The organism is Micromonospora sp. C28SCA-DRY-2 (genome assembly GCF_030519475.1).
Lineage (GTDB): Bacteria > Actinomycetota > Actinomycetes > Mycobacteriales > Micromonosporaceae > Micromonospora.
The window spans coordinates 247,887-268,477 of the sequence record NZ_JAUMKD010000009.1 but is presented as its reverse complement, the minus strand read 5'-3'; the positions used below and the strand labels follow the sequence as shown (position 1 = coordinate 268,477).

Genomic DNA, 20,591 nt, shown 5'->3' with positions numbered 1-20,591 from the left:
CTCGGCCGTCCCGCCCGCTGCCGACCGGGCGGACCGGCGGCGGCCGGGAGCGGTGACCGCCGCGGGACGCCGGCCGGCGGCGGGCGGGACGGGCGCCGGCGGGGTCGTCCCGGCGGGCGCGGTGGTCGGTCCGGGCGGGGGTGTGCGAAAGCCGGACGGCGCGGCACACTCGGGGCATGCCGGAGCGCACCGACTACGCGGCACTCATCGCCGGTCACCGGGTGGTCATCGAGATGATCAACTCCGGCGACGCCGGGCTGCCGGTCCTCACCCAGCTGCTCCGGGTCGCCCAGCCCGCGCTCGGCGCGGCGGCCATGGCATTCGTGGAGTTCGGGCCGGCCGGCGGCCGGGTGATCGCCGCGACCGGGGCCGCCGAGTGGGCGGTCGGCCGCCCGCTGCCGGCCACCGACCCGACCACCGTCTGCCTGCTCGCCGGTCCGCGCGTGCAGCAGGTCCGGACGGACCAGCTCACCGGCCAGCTCACCGGTGAACTGGTCGCCCGGGGCCTGCACCGGATGGTGGTCGCCCGGGCCGAGATCGGCGGGCTCACCGTGGGCAGCCTGCACGCCCTCTATCCGGCGGGCGACGAGGACCCGAGCGCCGGGCAGCACGCCGTGGTGGCCTACCTCGCCGCCTGCATCGCGCACATGTACGGCGACCAGAGCGGGCTCCCGGTGCACGGTGACGGGCCGGTGGTGGCCGCGCTCGCGGACGGGCTGGCGGTGGTCGACCGGGAGGGACACGTCCGGCTCTGGAACCCGGCCGCGGCCCAGGTGACCGGCCGGGCCGCCAGCCAGGCCCTCAACCGGCCGTTGCCGTTCCCGCTGCCCCCGTCCGGCCAGGTGCGCGACCACCGGCTGCCGGACGGCCGGTGGCTGCGGATCACCTCGGGCGAGCTGGCCGGGCCGGGCGCCCTGCGCGTGGTCACCTTCCGGGACATCACCGACCAGCAGCGCCGGGACCACGACCGGGACCTGTTCGTCGCGGTGACCAGCCACGAGCTGCGCACCCCGGTGACCGTGATCAAGGGGTACGCGGACACCCTCACCGACCACTGGGAGTCGCTCACCGACGACGACCGGCGGCAGGCCGCCCGGGTGATCGGCCAGCGCGCCAACGAGCTGGCCCGGCTGGTCGACCGGCTGCTCTCCTCCGCCGCCGAGCCCGGGCCGGGCGACGACCCGCCGGCCCCCTTCGACCTCGGCGACGCGCTCCGGGCCGCGGTCACCGACCTGCCGGCCGAGCTGCGCCACCGGCTCGTCCTCGACCTGCCGGCCGACCTGCCCAAGGCGCTCGGCTACCGGCCCAGCCTGGCGACGGTGCTCACCGAGCTGGCCACCAACGCGGGCAAGTACAGCCCGCCCGGGTCGCCGATCGAGGTCAGCGCCGGCGCGGACGGGCAGACCGTCTCGTTCCGGGTCGGCGACCGCGGCATCGGCATCCGGCCGGAGCACGTGGAGCGGGCGTTCGACCGGTTCTGGCAGGGTGAGTCCGGCGACCGGCGGCGCTTCCCCGGCGCCGGACTGGGTCTCTATCTCGTCCGCCGGATCGTTGAACAGCAGAATGGCTGGGTATTCCTCAGACCGAGGGCCGGTGGCGGTACGGTCGCTGAGGTGCGGCTGCCCCGCGGGTGACCGGCGGCGGCGAGGTGAGAAGGGGCGAACGTGTCGACGGGAGCGGGCGAACGGGCGTGGTGCGTGGTGGTGCCGCACCACGCCAGCGGGGCGCGGCTGGCCCGGCGGCGGCTCGCCGAGGAGTTGGGCGAGGTGGTACCCGCCACGCTGCTGGCGGACCTGGTGGCGGTCCTGGCCGAACTGGTCGGCAACGCCGTCCGGCACGCCGACCCGCTGCCGGGCGGGGTGGTGCGGGTGGCCTGGCGGCTGCGGACCTCGGACGAGGGCCAACGGATCACGCTGCGGGTGACCGACGGCGGCGCCAGCGACGGGCCGCGGATGCGGTCGGCCGACCCGGACGCGGCCGACGGCCGGGGCCTGCACATCGTCTCCGGCCTGGCCAGCCGCTGGGGCGTGGACCGCGACGGGCTGGGGCAGAGCGTCTGGGCCGAGTTCGAGCCGGTCGGCGCGGCCCGGTCGGACCTGGTCGCGGCCGGCTGATCGGGCACCGCGGGCGGGTCCTGCCCACGGCGTCCGGCCGCGGGCTCTAGGCTGTCTCGCCGTGAGCAAGCGTCGAAAGAGCCAGCGGGCCGCCGAAGCCACCCCGAAGCGGGAGAAGGTGCGCGACATCTTCGCGCCCCGTCCCTTCGAGGGGCTGACCGACGAGCCGGAGTGGATCGCCCTGCGCGAGCTGGTGCCGGCCGCCTCCGCCCCGCTGCGGCTCGTCCCCGAGCTGGTCGAGGAGTTCGGTGAGCGGCCGGTCACGCTGGCCACCGTGCTGCCGATGGCCGCCCCGGCGATGACCAGGCCCGACGGGCGGGTCTTCATCGGTCTCCAGCGTCACCAGCAGTCCGGTGACGTGTCCCGGGACCTGGCCGACGCGCTGCTCTGCGCGCTGCGTACCGAGCCGGGCCGGCAGGTCGCGGTGCCCCCGCTGCCCGGCCCCGGCCCCCGGCTCCAGGACGTCCTGGTCGACGGCCCGCTGGAGATCACCATGCACGACGGGTTCGAGTTCTGGCTCGACCCGGAGGCCGGCGAGGACCCGACCGTGCAGGCGTCCCTGGAGCGGGCCAACGCCGCCGTCTACCCGACCGTCCGGCTGACCGCCGCCCGCGCCGCCTACTGGTGCCAGGTGCCGGAGAAGGCGCACGTGCGCTGGGTGCTCCCGGACGACGAGGACGCCGCGCTCGACGCGCTGGCCCGGCTCGGCGCCGCCGGCACGCTGACCCTCGGCGAGGAGACCCGATTCGCCGGCATGTTCCGCGCGCACGGCCGGCTGGTGCCGGTCTGGGACCTGCCGGAGGAGACGCCGGCCGCCGAGTGGGAGGACCCGGTGGCCCAGTTCGCCAAGCGGTACGCCGAGGCGCTCGCCGACACCACCCCGCTCGACGCCGCCGGCCGCCGCTCCCGCCAGGGCCTGCTCGGCCGCCAACTCACCCTCCGCTGACCCTCCCACCCCACCCGCCGCCCGCGCGCCCGCGGGCTCGCGCGCACCCGGCCGCCCTGGGTCGACTCGTTCAGCGAACGAGTGGTCGCTCCCGGGCGGAACAGCCACTCGTTCAGAGCACCTGCACGATCTTCGGGGGCGGAGCGGGAGCGGGGTCAGGGGCGGAGGGGGTCGCGGACGAGCGGGCAGGACATGCAGCGGGGGCCGCCGCGGCCGGAGCCGAGTTCCGAGCCGGCGATCGGGATCAGCTCGATGCCGGCGCGCTCCAGTTGCGCGTTGGTCTCCACGTTGCGCTCGTAGCCGACGCAGAGCCGGGGAGCCAGGGCGAGGGTGTTGTTACCGTCGTCCCACTGCTCGCGTTCCGCGGTGACCGGGTCCAGCCCGGTGTCGATCACCCGGAGCTGGTCCAGGTCCATCGCGTCGGCGGCGGCCCGCAGGAACGGCGCCGGGCCGTCCACCCGCGGGTCCTCGCCGTCCGCGCCGGCGATCACGGTGTACGCCGAGAGCGTGTTCGCCACGTTCGGGTACATCAGCACGGCGTCCACGTCGACCATGGTGCAGACGGTGTCCAGGTGCATGGTGGCCCGCTCCTGGGCGATGGGCACCACCAGGATGGTGTGCGCCAGCCCGGCGGCGAAGACCTGCCGGGCGAGGCGCTCGGCGCCGGCCGGCGTGGTCCGCTCACCCACCCCGACCGCGAGCACGCCGGGCGCGAGCAGCAGCACGTCGCCGCCCTCCAGGTGCTCCAGGTGCGGGTGGTAGACCGCCTCGGTGCCGACGAAGCGCGGGTGGTGGCGGTAGATGGCCTCGGTGAGCGTGGTCTCCCGGCGCCGGGCGGGCATGGCCAGGCTGGTCACGCCCACCCGGTCGCCGATCCAGAGCGACGAGTCGCGGGTGAAGAGCAGGTTCGGCAGCGGGTCGATGACGAAGTCGTGCCGGTCCATCAGGGTGTAGACCAGGCCACCCGGCCGTTCCGGGCTGAGCCGCAGCTCCTCGTGGGCCAACCCGGCGATCAGCACGTCGGCCAGCGCCGCCGGGTCGAGGTACGCGAGGTGGTCGGCGACCCGGGCGCGCAGGGTGTCGCCGAGCCGGGGCGAGCGGAGCACCTCGGCGGTCAGCTCGGCCCGCGCCTCGTCCACGGCGAGCGTCTCGGCCAGCAGGTCGGCCAGGTAGAGCACCTCGACCCCGCGCTCGCGCAGCGCCGCCGCGAAGGCGTCGTGCTCCTCCTGCGCCCGACCCACCCACGGGATCGCGTCGAACAGGAGCGAGTCGTTGTTCCGTGGTGTCAGCCGGGCGAGTTCCGGGCCGGGTCGGTGCAGCAGTACGGTGCCGAGCCGGCCGACCTCGCTGTCGACGTAGTGGGTCACCCTCGCAGCGTAGGGCAGGGTTTGGCGGCATCCGAGAAAACAACTGTGAATGAATATGGCATTCATCCACAGTCATTCCGGCGCTCCAACTTGCCGAGCCCCCGGACTGGCAACGTAGGGTAGTGAGGACATAACTTCGAGGGACCTTTTGCCGGAGGTCGCGATGACTGTCTTTCCCGCTCGCCGAGCCGTACCCCCGACCCGGGCACTGCCGCCCGCGGCGGTGCCACACCCCCGGGTGGAGTCGCCGGGGGTGCTCACACCGTCCCGTCCGTCCCCGTTGGAGTGGGCCCGCCGCCGGCGGGCGGAGCGGGGCGCGCGGCGGCTGGAGGCGGCCGGCGCGCGGGCCCTCGGCCAGCTCGACCACCTCGGTCCGGCCTGGCACGTCATCGAGTGGCCGCGCACCGACGTCGCCGACGTCCTGCTCGACCACCGCCAGGACGACCGGGCCGGCTTCCTGGCCATCGGCCCGAGCGGGCTGTTCGCGGTCACCATCGCCGACCACGGCCGGGCCCGGGTACTGGTGGCCGGCGACGTGGTGCAGATCAACGGCAAGCGACCGCCCTACGTGGCCGAGGCCCGCCGGGACGCCAAGCGGGCCAGCAAGGCGCTCAGTACCGCGGTGGGGCACCCGATCCCGGTGACGCCGGTGCTGACCTTCGTCGGCTCCGGCGTCATCAGCGTCTACGGGCTGCCGAAGGACTGCCTCATGGCCACCCACCGCGAGCTGGACCGGCTGCTGGTGGCCGCGGGCAACCGGATCAGCCCGGCCACCGCCGAGAAGCTCTCCCGGGTCGCCCAGCACCCGAACACCTGGCTGAACGGCACCTACCGTCCAGCGGCCGACTACCGGTGGTACGAGGAGGGCCGAACGGCCGCTGACAAGCCGGCCAACCGCCGGTAACGTCACCGGCGACGCCACGCGACCCGGTCCGGTGTCGGCACCGTCGGTCGCGCCGTCGCCGGCCCGCCCGGTCAGGGCAACGTCCACCCCCGGCGGCCCGGTGGCTCACGCGCGGTCGGCGACGGCCGGGGCGACCGGCTAGCGTGGACAGACCGTCGGTGTACATAGGAGGCGCGGTGGCCCACGTCGAACTCTCGCTCTCGGAAGTCCTCGCGCCCGCGGCCGGGACACCGACAGAGCAGGAGTCCGACAACGTCGGTCAGTGGTCGCTGACGGTGTCCCACGCCGACGAGCCCTGCCTGCTGATCGACGCCGAGACGAAGGTGGTGGCGGTCTCCGCCGCCGGGTGCGAGCTGCTCTGCCTCGGCGCGCCCGAGGACGTCATCGGGCTGCCGCTGCTCGGCGGCGGGCTGCGGCTGCTCGACTTCACGGCCAACCCGCGCGAGCTGACCGAGCAGGAGATCGACAAGATCCCGCCGCTGCTCGCGCTCTCCTCCGGGCGGCTCGCCCGCGGCCTGCTCCGCGTCCAGGCGGCGTCGACCGGGGCACCGGACGCGACGGTCGACGCGATCTCCACCCCGGTGCTCGCCGAGGGGTCGGTCGCCGGCTCGCTCACCTTCTTCTCCGAGGTCTGACCTGCGGCAGGGTGTGGTGCTCGCCGCACGCGGCGAAGCTGGGGCCGGCCCCCCACCAGGCCGTAAGGTGCCCTCATGCTCGATATCGCTCTGCTGCCGGGGGAGTACGCCGTGTGCCGGTTGGCCGCCGACTCCACCCTGCCGCCGGGTCTGTCGGGCGGGCTGGGCGACGGCGACGTCGTCACGGTGACCTGGACGGCCGACGGGATCTCGCTGATCTGCCCCGCCGACCGGATACCAGACCAGGCCACCATCGAGACGGTCTGGCGGTGCCTGCGGGTGGCCGGGCCGGTCGACCTCGCGGTCACCGGCACCCTCGCCGCGCTGGTGGATCCGCTCGCCGAGGCCCGGGTCAGCGCGCTGGCCTTCTCCAGCTACGACACCGACTACCTGCTCGTCCCGGCGGTCCGCCTCGGCGCGGCGACCAGCGCCCTGGAGCGCGCCGGGCACCGCGTCCTGCGCTGAACCCCGGCCACCGCTTCACCGCGCGGGCCGATCCTCCTACGATGGGCTCGGCCACCCCCCGGCCGTAACGACGACCCCCGATGTCCGAGGTCACCCCGTGCCGCCCACCCCACCCCGCCGCGCCCCGCGCGGATCGTCCGGTGCCGTCCGCGCCCCGGTCCCGCCCCGGCGGCCGGTGGTGGCCGTGGTGCTGGTGGCCGGGTTGCTCGCCGGCTGCGGCACCCCACCGGAGCTGCGGACCGCCTCACCCGGGCCGGTGAGCACGCCGGGCCGGACGGCCGCCCCGGCCCCCACCGGCACGGCACCGGCCCCGGTCGGCCCGACCGGACTGCCCGGCCTCGGCACCCCCACCCCGACGACCGACCCCGGACTGGTCGCGGTGGCCTGCGCGAACGGGCCGACCGGCGCGCGGGTGATCGACCTGGTGCGCGGGCGGGGCGGGGTGCTCCCCCGCGACGTGCGGGTCCGGGTGAGCAGCGGGCCGCTCTGCGCCGCCGGATGGCACTACACGATCCTGGACGTGACCGGCCACGAGCAGCTCCAGGTGGTCACCCGGGGGTCGGGCAGCGCCCCACGGCTGGTCACCGCGGGCACCGACGTGTGCACCGCGGAGGTACGGGCGGCCGGCCCGCCCGGCATCCGGAACCTGGCCTGCGAGGGCGGGGCGCTCGGCGTACCGGGTGCGTAGGCTGGTCGCCATGCCGGGTACACCGCCGACGCGCTTCGTCTACCTCGGGCCGGAGGGCACCTTCGCCGAGCAGGCGCTGCGCACCGTCCCCGCCGCCGAGCGCGGCACCCGTACGCCCGCCCGCAGCGTCGGGGAGGCGCTGGAGAGCGTACGGGCCGGTGAGGCGGACGCCGCCCTGGTGCCGCTGGAGAACTCGATCGGCGGCGCGGTGGGGGTGACCCTGGACGAACTGGCCGAGGGGGAGCCGCTCGTGATCACCCGCGAGGTGATCCTGCCGGTGGAGTTCGTGCTCGGTGCCCGGGCCGGCACGTCACTCGCCACGGTGCAGACCGTCGCCGCCCATCCGCAGGCGTCCACCCAGTGCCGCGGCTGGCTGCGGGCGCACCTGCCCGACGCGGTGGTGGTCGACGTGCTCTCCAACGGCGCCGCCGCGGCCGGCGCCGCGGCCGGCGACTACGACGCGGCGATCTGCGCCCCGATCGGGGCGGCCCGGCACCGGCTGGCCGTGCTGGCCGACAAGATCGCCGACCACCCGGACGCGGTGACCCGGTTCGCGCTGGTCTCCCGCCCCGGCCCGCCCCCGCCACCGACCGGCGACGACGTCACCTCGCTGGCCGTCTACATCGCCCACGACCGGGTCGGCGCGCTGCTGTCGGTGCTGATGGAACTGGCCGTCCGCGGGGTCAACCTGACCCGGATCGAGTCTCGGCCGACCGGCGAGGCGCTGGGCCGCTACGTGTTCTTCCTCGACTGCACCGGGCACGTCGCCGACGTCCGGCTCGGCGAGGCGTTGCAGGGGCTCCGGCGGGTCTGCGCCGACGTGCGCTTCCTCGGCTCGTACCCCCGGCACCGCTGGACCGGCCCGGCGGGCGACCGGCCGGTCCCGGCCCCCGCCGGGCTCTCCGACGCCGACTACGCGGACGCCGCGGCGTGGCTGGCCCGGCTGCGGGCCGGCGAGCTGAGCTGAGCGCGGGGCGCCCCACCGTGCCGGCGGAACGCCCCGGACGGGTCAGCTCAGCAGGCCGCCGAGCAGGCCGCCCTGCTGCTCCTGCGTTCCGCTGCCCATGATCGGCGGCTCCTCGGACGGCTGCACCACCACGAAGCCCTGACCGGCGAAGGTCATCGTGAACGCCTCGCCGGTACGCCGGCCGAGCAGCGTGCCGAGGCCGAGCTGCTCGGCCCGGTGGTAGCCGGTCTGGAGGTTGGCCGACCAGCAGACCGCGGCCTGCGGGTCGACGTAGGTGGGCGCGTCCACGTTGAGCACCACCGGGGTGCCCTTGGTGGTGATGGCGATCCGGCCGTGACCGGTGAAGACGCAGTTGAAGAGGCCGGACGAGGAGGCCATGCCGGCGCCCTGGACCATCCGGATGTCGTACTGGAGGGTCGAGTCGAAGGCCAGCACGCTGGAGCCGTTGATGGAGAGCGCGTCGCCCGGCTCGAGGTCGATGACGTGCACGTCCTTGGCGAAGTCGGCGAGGAAGACGTCGCCGCGGCCGGTGAGCTTCATCAGCGGCACACCCTCGCCGGTCAGCTTCTGCTTGAGGAACTTGCCGAGCCCGCCCGAGCCGAGCGCCTGGAACTGCACCTGCCCCTGGTAGGCGACCATCGACCCGACCCGGGCCATCGCCTCACCGTTGAGCTCGATCTTCAACATCTTGGAGTTCTGCAGCCGCATGCCGGGCTGCGCGGACTCCTTCTCCAGGTTCTCCGCCGAGAACAGCTCGCTGCGCATGGAAAGTGCCTCCTGAGGTCGTGATGCCTGCCTGCGACGGTAGGGCAGAGCCGCAACCGGCGGCATCCGCCGGTCAGCGGCTGTCGGGCGGCCCCGCGGCGAGCGAGGCGGAGCCCGGGCGGCGGTCCCGGCGGTCGCTCAGGCCCAGCCCAGCTCGTGCAACCGCTCGTCGTCGATGCCGAAGTGGTGGGCGATCTCGTGCACCACGGTCACCGCGACCTCGTCGACCACGTCGTCGTCGGTGTCGCAGATGCGCAGGATCGGGTGGCGGTAGATCAGGATGCGGTCCGGCAGCACCCCGGCGTAGTCCCAGCCCCGCTCGGTCAGGGCGTGCCCCTCGTAGAGGCCGAGCAGTTCCTCGTCGCCGGGCGGCGGGTCGTCCTCGACCAGGATGACCACGTTGCTCATCAGCCCGAGCAGCTCCTCGGGGACCTCGTCGAGGGCGTCGGCGACCAGTTCCTCGAAGCGTTCGCGGCTCATCTCCACCGGCACCCCACCCATTCTGCCCGACCGGTGCCGCGCCGGACCCCGCCAAGATCCCGGCCGGGTACGGAAAGAGTGGCCACCCGGCGCCGGATGGCCACTCTTCGCGCTGCGGTCAGGAGGTGAGGCGAGCGGTGAGGGTGATCTCGGCGCCCGGCGACAGCAGGCGGGAGATCGGGCAGTTCGCCTTGGCCGCCTCGGCGAGCTTCTGGAACTCGCTGTCGTCGATACCGGGAACCTGGCCGACGGTCTCCAGCTCGATCCGGGTCACGGTCATGCCGGCGTCGGTCTTGTCCAGGTGGACCTTGGCGGTGGTCTCCACCGAGGTCGGCGTCGAGCCGGCGTCGGCGAGCGCCTTGGAGAAGGCCATCGAGAAGCAGCCGGCGTGCGCGGCGCCGATCAGCTCCTCGGGGTTGGTGCCCTCACCCTCCTCGAAACGCGACTTGAAGGAGTAGTTCCCCTCGAGCCCGCCCTTGCCGGTGCGGACCGTGCCGGACCCCTCGGTGAGGTTGCCCTGCCAACGTGCGGAAGCGGTACGGATAGGCATGCACCGACGCTAGCCGAAACCGGGTGTCCCCTGCGACCGTTCGCGATCCACGTCCCATCCTGCCGCCTGTGTCATGATTCGGCTCAGGCCCGTGAACGCGGAAGGGTGAGGCGATGTCCAAGGATCTCCCCATCCCACGGCAGGAAGACCGGTCCGACGGTACGGCCGTCGTGGAGTGGGGCGGGTCGGAGCCCGCCCCGGCGGCGGGCCGGTTCGGCCGGCTGCTCTCCGGCCTGGGCACGGACCGCCGGCTGCCCCCGCTGATGGCCGCCCTCGGCGCGGTGGCCGCCGTGGCGTCGCTGTTCGGCGAGTGGCTGGTGATGACCCTGCCCAACGGCGGCCCGGAGGGGAACACCTCGATCCGGGTGCCCGCCGGGGTCTCCGACGTGGGCGGCTTCGGGGTCGGCTACCTGGTCGGGCTGCTCGTGCTGGCCAGCGCGGTGGGGCTCGCGCTGCGCGGCACCCCGGCCGTCCGACCGAACGCCCGGATCGCCGGGCTGACCCTGGCCGGGGCGCTGCTCGCCCTGCTGACCGCGACGGCAGCCACCCTGGACGACACCAGCCAGCGCACCCTCTTCTACTCGACCGAGGACGGCTTCCGGGTCGAGTACGGCCGCGGCCTGGTGATGGCGTTCGTCGCCTGCGCGCTGCTCGCCGTGGCGCTCAAGCTGGCCCCGGCCGCCGCGGCGGCGTCGCCCGACGCGGCGGACGAGGAGCCCGGCGAGCCGGCGGCGCGCGGCCGGCGGCGCCGGTCGGGACGCGTGACGGAGGAGGACGAGCTGCCGCCGCCCGCCGACCTCACGGTCGGGCCGGCCATCCCGTTCGCCCGCCCGGAACCGCCGATCTGACCGGCCGGCGGACCGCCGGGCTCAGGGCTTCGCCCAGCGGATCTCGCCGTCCACCAGCACGTCGGTGGCGCGTAGCCCGAGCCGCTCGGCCACCCGGGCGGAGGCCCGGTGGTCGGGGTGCACGTGCGCGAGCAGCGCCCGTACGCCGTGGCCCTCCAGCCAGCCGACCATGCCGGCGGCGGCCTCGCCGGCGTAGCCGCGGCCCTGCTCGGGGGCGGCGACCACCCAGGCCAGCTCGGCCACCGGCCGGTCGCCGTCGAGCCGGAGGGTGGCCTGCACGGTGCCCACCGCCGCCCCGGTGTCCCGGTGCCGCACCACCCAGTTGAGCCAGCCCTGGCTGCCGTCGGGCGAGCGCCCGACGACCTGCCGCCGGTACCGCTGGCGCAGCTCGTCGGGGCTGGCCGGCCCGCCACCGGTGTACTCGTACAGCACCGGGTCGTCGAGCAGCGGTGCCAGCTCCTCGGCGTGCTCGACCCGGAGCGGCTCCAGCACCAGCCGTTCGGTGCCGATGACCTCCGCCACCGGCCAGTCCCGTTCTGCCATCCGGTAACCGTACGACCGCCCCGGCGGCGCGCCGGGGCGGGGCACGCAACGTCACCCGGGGTGCGCCGTCCGTTGGCACCCGATTCGCCGGGAAGCCATGGTTGCGGCCGGTTCCGCGAGGTACGGTTGCTGCCCGCCGTCGGAAGGGTCGAGGCACTTCGGGCCGCGACGGCTGGCTGCGACGGCGGCGGGCGAAGGAGGAACGATGACCCGCCCGGGACTGCCCAAGCTGATCGCCACCGACCTCGACGGGACGCTCGTCCGCAGCGACGACACCGTCTCCGCGTACACCCACGAGGTGCTCGACCGGGTGCGGGCCGCCGGGATCCCGGTGGTCGGCGCGACCGGCCGCGGACCCCGGCTGACCGAGCTGACCCGCAACGACATCCGGGCCGCCGACTTCCTGGTGATGGCCGGCGGCGGCCGGGTGGTGGACCAGAGCGACCCGGCCGGCCCGGTGGTGCTGCGCGACGAGCGGCTCGCCGGGGACGTGCTGGCCCGGCTGCTGGCCGACCTGGAGGCCGCGGTGGGGCCGCTGACCGTGATGGTCGAGGCGTCGGACGAGCACAACGCCCCACTCTGGGGCGACTACCACGCGAGCTGGCCCTACCAGGACGCGTTCGAGGCGCGCAGCCGCGCCGAGTGTCTCTCCGGCGACGTGATCAAGGCGTTCGTCCGGACCGCCGACCACCACGTCGACGAGCTGCTCGCGCGGGCGCGGCGGATCGTGCCGCCGCAGGTGGCGACGCTCACCCAGGCCGGGCTGGGCTTCGTCGAGATCTGCCCGCCCGGGGTGGACAAGTCCACCGGGCTGGCGGTGGTGGCGCAGACCCTCGGGGTCGACCCGGCCGAAGTGCTGGTCTTCGGCGACATGCCCAACGACCTGCCGATGTTCGACTGGGCCGGCTGGGCCCGGGTGGCGGTGTCCAACGCCCACCCGGCGGTCCGGTCCGCCGCCGACGAGATCACCCTGCGCAACGACGACGACGGGGTGGCGGTGTACCTCGATCGACTACTGTCCCGCTGATGGCAGAGACACCCCGGCTGATCGCCACCGACATCGACGGCACCCTGCTGACCGACGACCGGACGGTGAGTCCGCGCACCGCGGCGGCGCTGGCCCGGATCACCGCCGGGGGCACGCCGGTCGTGCTGGTCACCGGCCGTCCCATCCGCTGGCTCAAGCTGGTGTACGACCAGCTCGCCGAGCCGCTGCCGGCGATCTGCGCCAACGGCGCGGTGGTCTACGACCCGGTCGCCGACGAGGTGCTCCGGGCCGACCCGCTCGATCCGCACCTGCTCGCCGAGGTGGCCCGCCGGCTGCGGGCCGAGGTGCCCGGGGTGAGCTTCGCGGTGGAGATCGTGGACAGCCGGCAGATGCGGCACGAGGCGCACTACCCGCTGCGCTGGGACGCCGACCTCGACGCGATCCGGGCGGTCGAGACGCCCGACGAGCTGCTCTCCGCCCCGGCGGTGAAGCTGCTGGCGCGCGCCGGGGAGCAGGACCCGGACGCGTTCCTGGCGCTGGTCGCCGGGGCGCTGGAGGGGCTGGCCGAGGCCACCCACTCGTCGTACTCGGGGCTGGTGGAGATCTCCGCGGCCGGGGTGACGAAGGCGGCGGGATTGGCCTGGTACTGCGCCCGGCTCGGCATCGCCGCCCGGGACGTGCTGGCCTTCGGCGACATGCCCAACGACGTGCCGATGCTCACCTGGGCCGGCCGTGGGGTGGCGGTGGCCAACGCGCACCGCGCCGTCCTGGAGATCGCCGACGAGGTCACCTCGGCGAACTCGGTGGACGGCGTGGCCGCGTACCTGGAGCAGGTCTTCGGGGTGGGCTGAGCGGGTCGGGAGACCCCGGCCCCGGCGCGACGGGCGGCCGGGGTCTCCCGACCGATGTCAGAGGTACTGGCCGGTGCTGTGCCCCTCGTTGCCCGACGGCTGCCCCATTCCGGGCATCCCCGGCACCATCCCGCCCGGGCCGCTGGGCAGCGCCTGCCGGCCGGAGCGCATCTGCTCCAGCTGGACCCGGGCGGCCATCTGCTGGGCGACCAGGGCCGCCTGGATGCCGTGGAACAGGCCCTCCAGCCAGCCGACCAGCTGGGCGTGGGCGATGCGCAGCTCACCCTCGCTCGGCGTCTGCTCCTCGGTGAAGGGCAGCGAGATCCGCTCCAGCTCCTCGCGCAGCTCCGGGGCGAGGCCCTCCTTGAGCTCGACGATCGACCGCTCGTGGATCTCCCGCATGCGGTTGCGGCTTGCGTCGTCCAGCGGAGCCGCCTTGACCTCCTCCAGCAGCTGCTTGATCATGCTGCCGATCCGCATCACCTTGGCCGGCTGCTCGACCAGCCGGGTCGGGTCCTCGCCCTGTCCCTCCTCGGTCTGCACCGTGCCGACCGGCCGGCCGTCCGGGCCGACCACCACCACGGTGCCGGCGTGGCCGGTGTCGCCGGGACCCGGCTCGTCGTTCTGTCCAGAGCGCGTTTCGGTCATGGGATCCATCTTTACCCAGCCCGCCCCGCCGGTGCTCGCCGGGACCGGGGTCGGTGGCCGGGAACCACCCGGGCGGGCGCTACCGTCTGGCCATGCCCGCCGACCCCCGCGCCGTCCTCACCCGTCCGGCACCCCCGCCGGACCACACAGTGGCCTACGGCGAGCACCCGGACCAGATCGCCGACCTGCGCCGGCCGGCCGGCGCCGGGCCGGCCCGGCAGCTCGTGGTGGTGGTGCACGGCGGCTTCTGGCGGGCCGAGTACGACCGCTGCCACACCGGGCCGCTGGCCGCCGCGCTGGCCGCGCTGGGTCACCCGGTGGCGCAGCTGGAGTACCGCCGGACCGGGCAGCCGGGCGGCGGCTGGCCGGGGACGCTCTCCGACGTGGTGGCGGGCGTGACGGCGCTGCCCCGACTGGCCGCCGACGCCATGCCCGGCCGCGTCGGCGCCGGGGCGCCGATCCTGGTCGGCCACTCGGCCGGCGGCCAGCTGGCGCTGTACGCGGCGGCCACCGTTCCGGCCGTGGCCGGCGGCGTGCTGGCCCTGGCCCCGGTCAGCGATCTCGCCGAGGCGTACCGGCTGGACCTGGACGGCGGCGCGGTGGCCGCGCTGCTGGGCGGCGGCCCGGCGGAGTTCCCGGACCGGTACGCGGCCACCGACCCGCGGGCTCTGGTACCGCCGCGAACACGCACAGTAGTCGTACACGGTGCGCTGGATGAGCAGGTGCCGGTGACGATGAGCCGGGCTTACGTCGCCGCCAGCCGGGCAGCGGGGGCGGACGTCCGGCTCGTCGAGCTGTCGGAGTGCGAGCATTTCGGGCTTATCGACCCGGAGTCGTCGGCTTGGCCGCAGATAACAACCGCTTTCCGAAGCTTGCGTGAAGATCACTAATTATTGACGCAGCGTCGCCAAGCAGGTAGAACGCCGAGGGGGCGCTGATCAGCGCTGCAACGCTCCCCCGGAAGGAACTCGGTGTCGCAGATGAACCGCAGGCGGGCACTCCAACTGCTGGCCGCCCTGGGTACTGCCGGATTCGCAGCCGGATGTGGCTCGGAGTCGGAGGGCGAACCGGTCACCACCGCGAGCCCGATCAAGATCGGCCTGGTGGCGCCGCAAACCGGCAGCCTCAAGGCGATCGGTGACGAGATCCTCAGGGGTTTCGAACTCTTCCTCGACCTCAACGCGCAGCGCCTCGGCGACCACCCGGTCACCCTGGTGACCGCCGACGAGGGCGACTCGCCGGCGAGCGGCAAGAAGGCCGTCGAGGGCCTGCTCAAGGAGGGCGTGCTCGCCCTCACCGGCGTGGTCGACTCGGAGGTCATGGCGGGCATCCGGGACACCGTCGAGCAGGCCCGGGTGCCCCTGGTGGGCTCCAACGCCTCGCCGACCAGCCTGCAGAGCGTCGTCTACATCTGGCGAACGTCGTACGTGCTGGACGAGGCGGGGCGGGCCCTCGGCCGCTACCTGAAGGACGAGCTGAAGCCGACCGACAAGCTGGCCATCATCGTGCCGGACGACGTCGGCGGTCGGGACGTGGTGCGCGGCTTCCGGGAGGAGTTCGGCGGGTCCGACTCGCGGATCAAGGACCCGGTGATCTGGACGTCGGCGACCGCGAGCCCGAAGAAGTCGGACTACGCCGACGACATCCGCACCGCGCTCAACCGGAAGCCGGCGGCGCTGTTCTGCCACTTCTCCGGCGAGGCCGCTGTCGAGTTCATCCGGCAGGTGCGCCAGGCCGGCTTCACCGGGACGATCTACGCGCCCGGCTTCCTCACCGAGGGCACGGTGCTGGAGAGCATCAAGCCCAAGGAGTACGCGCTGGGCATCCGGACCGCGCTGAACTACTCGGCCGACATCAACAACGCGGCCAACCGCCGGTTCGCCGCCGCCTACCGGAAGAAGTACAACCAGTCCCCCACCACTTACGCGATGGCCTCGTACGACGCCGCGCAGGTGCTGGACCAGGCCATCCGGTTCGCCGGTGGGGAGCCCACCCCGCAGCAGGTCAACCTGGCGCTCGGCAAGATCGGCCAGATCGACAGCCCGCGCGGGATCTGGCAGTTCAACCAGCCGCGCACCCCGCAGCAGAAGTGGTACCTGCGCGAGGTGCAGAACGACGGCCAGGTGCTCTCCAACATCCTGATCAACGAGCTGGCCACGCTCGGCTGAGCGGAGCACCCCGCGAACGCGCCGGGGCCGGCCTCCCGTCGGGAGGCCGGCCCCGGGTCGTACCGGCGCTGGTCCGGCTCAGTGGCGAAGCTGGGCTCAGGCTCAGTGGCGCAGCTCGGCGATGCAGCACTTCACGCTGCCGCCGCCCTTCTTCAGCTCGGCCAGCTCCACCGGCACCGGGTTGTAGCCGGCGGCCTTGAGCTTGCCGGCGAGCCGGGTCGCCTCGCTGTTGAGCACCACGTTCGCGCCGTCACTGACCAGGTTCAGGCCGAACGTCATGGCGTCCTCGTCGTCGGCCACCACGGCGTCCGGGAAGAGCTGGGCGAGCACCCGCTGGCTGGCCGCGGAGAACGCCCCCGGGAAGTAGACGATGTTGGTGTCGTCGATCGAGGCCAGCGCCACGTCCAGGTGGTAGAAGCGCGGGTCGACCAGGCGCAGCGACACCACCGGGCGGCCGAGCGCCTCCTGCGCCTCGGCGTGCGCGGGCAGCTCGGTGCGGAAGCCGTGCCCGGCGAGGATCAACCCGCCGTGCGCCTCCGGCAGGTACGCGAAGTCGCCCTCGCCCTCGTTGGTCTCGCTGGGTGCGATGAACCGCCAGCCGTTCGACTCGTAGAAGGCCCGGTGCGCGGCCGCCTCGGCGGTCCGCTGCTCGTGCTTGAACTGGGCGCCGTAGACCGTCCCGTCCACGACGAAGGCGCCGTTGGCGGCGTACACCATGTCGGGCAGGCCCGGCTCGGGGCTGAGCAGGTGCACCTCGTGGCCGAGACCGACCAGGGTCTCGCGCAGCCGGTCCCACTGCTTGACCGCCAGCTCCGGGTCGACCGGCGTGGTCACGTCCATCCACGGGTTGATCGCGTACTCGACCGCGAAGTGCTCGGGCGAGCACATGAGATATGTCCGCTTTCGCGGGACTCGCTGCTGGTTCACGGTCACCAAGAGTAGGTACCGTACAACTTTGGTAACAGCCACAACCATTGCATGCCAGAGGCGGAACGTTGCAGATAGATGCGGTTGACCAGCGGATCATTGCGTTGCTCGTCGCGGACGCCCGCGCCTCGTACGCGGACATCGGCACCCGGGTGTCACTCTCCGCCCCGGCGGTCAAGCGCCGGGTCGACCGGTTGCGCGCCGCCGGGGTGATCCGGGGATTCACCGCCGTCGTCGACCCGGCAGCGGTCGGCTGGACCACCGAGGCGTTCGTGGAGTTGTTCTGCGCCGGCCGGACCACCCCGGCCCAGATCGGCGTGGCCGCCCGCCGGCACCCGGAGGTGGTCGGCGCCTACACCGTCTCGGGCGAGGCCGACGCACTGGTGCACCTGCGGGCGGCGGACATCGCCCACCTGGAGGCGGCCCTGGAACGGTTGCGCGCCGAGCCGTTCGTGACCTCCACCCGCAGCACCATCGTGCTGTCCCGGCTGGTCGAGTCCCCCGGCGTCGGCCCCTCCGCCGGCTGACGCCGCCGCGCCCCGGCGGCAGTACCGCTGGGGCCCGCGGCGGCGGGATCGGGCGGCGAGGCCGGGCGGTGGCGAGACCGGACGGCCGGGCGGGAACCGGGCCGGGGCGGCCGGCGTCGAACCGGCCATGAAACGGGGAGTGCCCACCGCCGCGGCCACCACGCTGGTCGCGCTCGCCCTGCTCGCCGGCAGCACTACCGGGTCCGCGCCGATGCCGGTCCCGCCGCCGGCGCCGCCGCAGCCAGCCGCGCTCCGGCTGGTCTCCTTCGACTCCTGCGCCGAGGCGCTCGCCGGGCTGCGCGCCGCCGCGTCCGCCTCGGTCGGCCCGTGGGGCTTCTCCGGCGGCTGGCGTACCGCCGTGGCCCTGGACGCGGCCGGGGCGGCCGAGAAGGCGGCCCCCGGCGCGCGGGCGGCCGGCGCCGCGGCCCCGGAGCACACCGGCACCAACAACCACGAGGCCGACGCCGACGAGCCGGACCTGGTCAAGACCGACGGCCGGCGGATCGTCACGGTCACCGGCAACGTGCTGCGGGTGGTCGATCCCGCCACCCGCCGGATCACCGGCCGTCTCGACCTGACCCGGACCACGCCGGTGGTCGGCTGGGCGCAGAACCTGCTGCTGCACGGCGACCGCGCCCTGGTGCTCGTCGCGGGGGCGCAGGTACGGCCGGACCTGGCGGCCACCCGGCCGGCCGGGCAGCACGAGACCGACGCCCGGCTGCTCCTGGTCGACCTGACCGGCGCGCCCCGGATCACCGGGACCTACCGGATCGAGGGTGATCTGGCGGACGCCCGGCTGACCGGGAGCACCGCCCGGGTGGTGATCCGGTCGGCCGCCCGGCTCACCTTCCCGTACGCGGAGCGGGCCACCGACGCGCAGCGGACCGCTACCAACCGGGCGGTGATCGCGGCCGCCGGGATCGACGCCTGGCTGCCGGCGTACGAGTGGACCGACGGCCCGCTCCGGCACACCGGCCGGGTCGGCTGCGAGCGGCTGAGCCGCCCGGACCGCTTCTCCGGCGCCTCCACGCTGACCGTGCTCAGCTTCGACCTGGCCGCCGACCGGCTCGGCGACGGCGACCCGGTCAGCGTGGCCGCCGACGCGGACACCGTCTACGGCACCGGGCGGAGTCTCTACCTCGCCGGGCAGCGGCCGCCGGACCGGCCCGGCTCGCCCCGCCGGGGCCGGGCGACGCCCGCGCAGGCCACCGACATCCACCAGTTCGACACCGCTGCCCCGGGCCGCCCCCGCTACGTGGCCACCGGCTCGGTGCCGGGCTGGCTCGTCAACCAGTACGCGCTGTCGGAGTGGCAGGGACATCTGCGGGTCGCCACCACCGTCGACGACGTCCGAACCAGCCGCCGGCCGTCGGAGTCCACCGTCCACGTGCTGCGCCCGGACGGCGGCACGCTGACGCCGGTGGGCTCGGTGACCGGCCTGGGCCGGGGCGAGCGGATCTACTCGGTGCGCTTCCTCGGCGCGGTCGGGTACGTGGTCACCTTCCGGCAGACCGACCCGCTCTACTCGCTCGACCTGACCGAGCCGACCGCGCCCCGGGTGACCGGCGAGCTGAAGATCACCGGCTACTCGGCGTACCTGCACCCGCTGCCCGACGGGCGGCTGCTCGGCGTGGGGCAGGAGGCCGACGGCCGGGGACGGACGCAGGGGCTCCAGGTCTCGCTCTTCGACGTCCGGGATCCCGCCCGACCGACCCGGCTCGACCAGTACCACGTGCCGGACGCGTACTCATCGGTGGAGTTCGACCCGCACGCCTTCCTGTACCACCCCGACAGCGGCCTGGTCGCCCTTCCGGTCGACGACCACGTCCGGCTGCTCCGGGTGACCGGGGACGTGATCAGCGAGGTCGGCCCGGTCCGCCACCCGAGCACGGCCGGCATGGTGAGCCGCTCGCTGCTGGTCGGCGGAGCGCTCTGGACCGTCTCCGAGGCGGGCCTGCGGGCCACCGACCCGGCCACCACGCGGAGCCTCGCCTGGCTCCCCTCGACCTGATCCGCCCTCCCCACGGGTGGGGCCCGGTTTCTCGGGGACTCCGGGCCCCACCCACCAGGGAGGTCAGAGGTACATGCCGGTGCGGTGCTCGCCCTCGTCCCGCCGGACCGGCTTGTCGCCCTCGCCGAAGAAGCGCTTGCCGCCGAACTCGCCGTGCAGCCGGTCGTCCAGTTCGTCCGCGAGCCCGGTCATGACCTGCACGGCGAGCATCAGGTGGGTCGGCTGGAAGTTGCGGCCGAACACCGGGATGGACGCCCAGACGGTGTCGTCGGCGCAGTACAGCCGGCCGATCGGCATCCGGTTGGTCAGTTCGGAGAGCTTGACGTAGAGCCGCTCGGTCGGCTCGACCTCGGTGAGCACCGGGGAGAAGACGTCGACCAGGGGCGGGTTGTCGCGCACCCGGACGAAGACCATCGCCGACCCGGCCCGGATGTTGATGTCGCCGTCCGAGTCGACCTGGAGCCGGTCGGAGTCCGACTTCAGCATGGTGGAGACCACCGTGCGGACCCGCTCGGCCAGCGCCAGCACGTCGCCCTCGCCGGACTGGTTCGCGGCGGCCGCGGCCGCCAGCGCCTCGTCCAGGTCGGCCTCGACGTCCCGGTCCGGGCCGAACTCGCTGCGCGCGGTGCCGAGCGGCTCGACCGGCAGCGACTCCCCCTCCGCGTCGTGCACCAGGTAGACCAGGAAGGCCGGGTGCGGAGCGCCGTAGACGTCGCGGAGGGTACGGGCGAGCAGCGCGGACAGCCGCGCGGCGTCCCCGGTCGAGGAGTCCAGCCCGAAGTACTCGCCGGAGCCCTCCACCACGCCCGGCGGCGACCAGCCCAGCGCGATCATGTCCGCCACCGCGTTGCGGTCCAGGCGGTAGCCCTGCGGCAGGCTGGCGTTGCCGACGGCCCGGGCGGCGAGCACCCCCTCCGGGCCGGCGTCGACGCTGACCGAGTAGATGGCGTCACCGGTGCCGGAGGCGGTCGGGTCGAGGGTCACCTCCAGGTGCGCTCCGGCCGGCAGCGCGGCCAGCCGGTCGGCCAGCGCGCGGGCGAACTCCTGCCACGCCTGGGTCACCTTCGCCCGCAGGTCGGCCGTGCTCGGCTCGTCGAGCAGGATCGACTCGTGGTGCGCCGGCGTCTCGCCGGGCGAGCCACCGGCCGGCGCCGAGGGGTGGTCAGCCGTCATGATCGCCTCCGTCCGTCAGGGGTCAC

General features: G+C 74.5%; 23 protein-coding genes. 15 read left to right on the top strand and 8 right to left on the bottom strand.

Annotated features, from left to right (window positions below):
* Nucleotides 1-176 precede the first annotated feature (176 nt).
* The 3 genes from Q3W71_RS28590 to Q3W71_RS28580 all read left to right on the top strand — a co-directional run bounded on the left by Q3W71_RS28590 (nt 177) and on the right by Q3W71_RS28580 (nt 3,060).
* On the top strand, nt 177-1,634 hold the full coding sequence (locus Q3W71_RS28590) for an ATP-binding protein (protein WP_302922560.1): 1,458 nt from the start codon (nt 177-179) through the stop codon (nt 1,632-1,634).
* 63 nt (nt 1,635-1,697) lie between these two features.
* Nucleotides 1,698-2,114 (top strand): ATP-binding protein, encoded by a 417-nt coding sequence (locus tag Q3W71_RS28585; RefSeq protein ID WP_302922577.1) that lies wholly within the window; start codon nt 1,698-1,700, stop codon nt 2,112-2,114.
* Between the two features lie 61 nt (nt 2,115-2,175).
* A complete protein-coding gene (locus tag Q3W71_RS28580; RefSeq protein ID WP_302922559.1) occupies nt 2,176-3,060 on the top strand; it encodes a DUF5926 family protein in 885 nt (294 codons plus the stop codon).
* A 155-nt stretch (nt 3,061-3,215) separates the two neighbouring features.
* Here Q3W71_RS28580 and Q3W71_RS28575 read toward each other — a convergent pair whose 3' ends face one another.
* Nucleotides 3,216-4,427 (bottom strand): arginine deiminase, encoded by a 1,212-nt coding sequence (locus tag Q3W71_RS28575; protein ID WP_302922558.1) that lies wholly within the window; start codon nt 4,425-4,427, stop codon nt 3,216-3,218.
* A gap of 163 nt (nt 4,428-4,590) precedes the next feature.
* Between Q3W71_RS28575 and Q3W71_RS28570 the strand changes: the two genes are divergently transcribed.
* The 5 genes from Q3W71_RS28570 to pheA all read left to right on the top strand — a co-directional run bounded on the left by Q3W71_RS28570 (nt 4,591) and on the right by pheA (nt 8,086).
* The gene (locus Q3W71_RS28570; RefSeq protein WP_302922557.1) at nt 4,591-5,331 is read left to right on the top strand and encodes a hypothetical protein; all 741 of its coding nucleotides are present in this window, start codon (nt 4,591-4,593) and stop codon (nt 5,329-5,331) included.
* 176 nt (nt 5,332-5,507) lie between these two features.
* On the top strand, nt 5,508-5,966 hold the full coding sequence (locus Q3W71_RS28565; protein WP_302922556.1) for a hypothetical protein: 459 nt from the start codon (nt 5,508-5,510) through the stop codon (nt 5,964-5,966).
* 75 nt (nt 5,967-6,041) lie between these two features.
* Nucleotides 6,042-6,431, top strand: a complete 390-nt coding sequence (locus tag Q3W71_RS28560; protein ID WP_302922555.1) for an ACT domain-containing protein — start codon at nt 6,042-6,044, stop codon at nt 6,429-6,431.
* A gap of 175 nt (nt 6,432-6,606) precedes the next feature.
* A complete protein-coding gene (locus tag Q3W71_RS28555) occupies nt 6,607-7,119 on the top strand; it encodes a hypothetical protein (protein ID WP_302922576.1) in 513 nt (170 codons plus the stop codon).
* Between the two features lie 10 nt (nt 7,120-7,129).
* On the top strand, nt 7,130-8,086 hold the full coding sequence (gene pheA, locus Q3W71_RS28550) for a prephenate dehydratase (protein WP_302922554.1): 957 nt from the start codon (nt 7,130-7,132) through the stop codon (nt 8,084-8,086).
* Nucleotides 8,087-8,128: 42 nt separating this feature from the next.
* Here pheA and Q3W71_RS28545 read toward each other — a convergent pair whose 3' ends face one another.
* From Q3W71_RS28545 to Q3W71_RS28535, 3 genes are all read right to left on the bottom strand, one after another.
* On the bottom strand, nt 8,129-8,851 hold the full coding sequence (locus Q3W71_RS28545) for an AIM24 family protein (protein ID WP_167180294.1): 723 nt from the start codon (nt 8,849-8,851) through the stop codon (nt 8,129-8,131).
* A gap of 138 nt (nt 8,852-8,989) precedes the next feature.
* On the bottom strand, nt 8,990-9,337 hold the full coding sequence (locus Q3W71_RS28540; protein WP_302922575.1) for a metallopeptidase family protein: 348 nt from the start codon (nt 9,335-9,337) through the stop codon (nt 8,990-8,992).
* Nucleotides 9,338-9,449: 112 nt separating this feature from the next.
* The gene (locus Q3W71_RS28535) at nt 9,450-9,881 is read right to left on the bottom strand and encodes an OsmC family protein (RefSeq protein WP_302922553.1); all 432 of its coding nucleotides are present in this window, start codon (nt 9,879-9,881) and stop codon (nt 9,450-9,452) included.
* A gap of 113 nt (nt 9,882-9,994) precedes the next feature.
* On the opposite strand from Q3W71_RS28535, the gene Q3W71_RS28530 reads away from it, so the two are divergent.
* Nucleotides 9,995-10,729, top strand: coding sequence for a hypothetical protein (locus Q3W71_RS28530; RefSeq protein ID WP_302922552.1), 735 nt, complete (start codon nt 9,995-9,997; stop codon nt 10,727-10,729).
* A 21-nt stretch (nt 10,730-10,750) separates the two neighbouring features.
* Here the strand turns inward: Q3W71_RS28530 and Q3W71_RS28525 are convergent, their stop codons facing one another.
* A complete protein-coding gene (locus tag Q3W71_RS28525; protein WP_302922551.1) occupies nt 10,751-11,272 on the bottom strand; it encodes a GNAT family N-acetyltransferase in 522 nt (173 codons plus the stop codon).
* 205 nt (nt 11,273-11,477) lie between these two features.
* On the opposite strand from Q3W71_RS28525, the gene Q3W71_RS28520 reads away from it, so the two are divergent.
* The gene (locus Q3W71_RS28520; protein WP_302922550.1) at nt 11,478-12,299 is read left to right on the top strand and encodes an HAD family hydrolase; all 822 of its coding nucleotides are present in this window, start codon (nt 11,478-11,480) and stop codon (nt 12,297-12,299) included.
* On the top strand, nt 12,299-13,111 hold the full coding sequence (locus Q3W71_RS28515) for an HAD family hydrolase (protein ID WP_302922549.1): 813 nt from the start codon (nt 12,299-12,301) through the stop codon (nt 13,109-13,111). The genes Q3W71_RS28520 and Q3W71_RS28515 overlap by 1 nt, the downstream gene beginning before the upstream one ends.
* A gap of 57 nt (nt 13,112-13,168) precedes the next feature.
* Here Q3W71_RS28515 and Q3W71_RS28510 read toward each other — a convergent pair whose 3' ends face one another.
* A complete protein-coding gene (locus Q3W71_RS28510) occupies nt 13,169-13,768 on the bottom strand; it encodes a bacterial proteasome activator family protein (RefSeq protein ID WP_302922548.1) in 600 nt (199 codons plus the stop codon).
* An 83-nt stretch (nt 13,769-13,851) separates the two neighbouring features.
* Here Q3W71_RS28510 and Q3W71_RS28505 point away from each other — a divergent pair, with 83 nt between their 5' ends.
* The gene (locus Q3W71_RS28505; protein ID WP_302922547.1) at nt 13,852-14,649 is read left to right on the top strand and encodes a S9 family peptidase; all 798 of its coding nucleotides are present in this window, start codon (nt 13,852-13,854) and stop codon (nt 14,647-14,649) included.
* Between the two features lie 81 nt (nt 14,650-14,730).
* Entirely contained in the window at nt 14,731-15,927 is a 1,197-nt protein-coding gene (locus Q3W71_RS28500) for an ABC transporter substrate-binding protein (RefSeq protein WP_302922546.1), read from the top strand.
* 102 nt (nt 15,928-16,029) lie between these two features.
* Here Q3W71_RS28500 and ddaH read toward each other — a convergent pair whose 3' ends face one another.
* Entirely contained in the window at nt 16,030-16,863 is an 834-nt protein-coding gene (ddaH, locus tag Q3W71_RS28495) for a dimethylargininase (protein WP_368051289.1), read from the bottom strand.
* A gap of 59 nt (nt 16,864-16,922) precedes the next feature.
* Between ddaH and Q3W71_RS28490 the strand changes: the two genes are divergently transcribed.
* Both Q3W71_RS28490 and Q3W71_RS28485 read left to right on the top strand, forming a co-directional pair.
* Nucleotides 16,923-17,381 carry an Lrp/AsnC family transcriptional regulator gene (locus Q3W71_RS28490; protein ID WP_302922545.1) on the top strand — a complete coding sequence of 153 codons (459 nt, stop codon included), beginning with the start codon at nt 16,923-16,925 and terminating at the stop codon, nt 17,379-17,381.
* Between the two features lie 127 nt (nt 17,382-17,508).
* On the top strand, nt 17,509-19,392 hold the full coding sequence (locus tag Q3W71_RS28485; RefSeq protein WP_302922544.1) for a beta-propeller domain-containing protein: 1,884 nt from the start codon (nt 17,509-17,511) through the stop codon (nt 19,390-19,392).
* Nucleotides 19,393-19,455: 63 nt separating this feature from the next.
* On the opposite strand, the gene Q3W71_RS28480 is transcribed toward Q3W71_RS28485, so the two are convergent.
* Entirely contained in the window at nt 19,456-20,565 is a 1,110-nt protein-coding gene (locus tag Q3W71_RS28480) for a hypothetical protein (RefSeq protein ID WP_302922543.1), read from the bottom strand.
* Nucleotides 20,566-20,591 lie beyond the last annotated feature (26 nt).

Coding starts and splice junctions, on each gene's coding strand:
- Q3W71_RS28485 (WP_302922544.1), top strand. CDS start 17,509: ATGAAACGGGGAGTGCCCACCGCCGCGGCCACCACGCTGGTCGCGCTC.
- Q3W71_RS28525 (WP_302922551.1), bottom strand. CDS start 11,272: ATGGCAGAACGGGACTGGCCGGTGGCGGAGGTCATCGGCACCGAACGG.
- Q3W71_RS28480 (WP_302922543.1), bottom strand. CDS start 20,565: ATGACGGCTGACCACCCCTCGGCGCCGGCCGGTGGCTCGCCCGGCGAG.
- Q3W71_RS28530 (WP_302922552.1), top strand. CDS start 9,995: ATGTCCAAGGATCTCCCCATCCCACGGCAGGAAGACCGGTCCGACGGT.
- Q3W71_RS28590 (WP_302922560.1), top strand. CDS start 177: ATGCCGGAGCGCACCGACTACGCGGCACTCATCGCCGGTCACCGGGTG.
- Q3W71_RS28505 (WP_302922547.1), top strand. CDS start 13,852: ATGCCCGCCGACCCCCGCGCCGTCCTCACCCGTCCGGCACCCCCGCCG.
- Q3W71_RS28545 (WP_167180294.1), bottom strand. CDS start 8,851: ATGCGCAGCGAGCTGTTCTCGGCGGAGAACCTGGAGAAGGAGTCCGCG.
- Q3W71_RS28570 (WP_302922557.1), top strand. CDS start 4,591: ATGACTGTCTTTCCCGCTCGCCGAGCCGTACCCCCGACCCGGGCACTG.
- Q3W71_RS28510 (WP_302922548.1), bottom strand. CDS start 13,768: ATGGATCCCATGACCGAAACGCGCTCTGGACAGAACGACGAGCCGGGT.
- Q3W71_RS28515 (WP_302922549.1), top strand. CDS start 12,299: ATGGCAGAGACACCCCGGCTGATCGCCACCGACATCGACGGCACCCTG.
- Q3W71_RS28560 (WP_302922555.1), top strand. CDS start 6,042: ATGCTCGATATCGCTCTGCTGCCGGGGGAGTACGCCGTGTGCCGGTTG.
- Q3W71_RS28520 (WP_302922550.1), top strand. CDS start 11,478: ATGACCCGCCCGGGACTGCCCAAGCTGATCGCCACCGACCTCGACGGG.
- pheA (WP_302922554.1), top strand. CDS start 7,130: ATGCCGGGTACACCGCCGACGCGCTTCGTCTACCTCGGGCCGGAGGGC.
- Q3W71_RS28535 (WP_302922553.1), bottom strand. CDS start 9,881: ATGCCTATCCGTACCGCTTCCGCACGTTGGCAGGGCAACCTCACCGAG.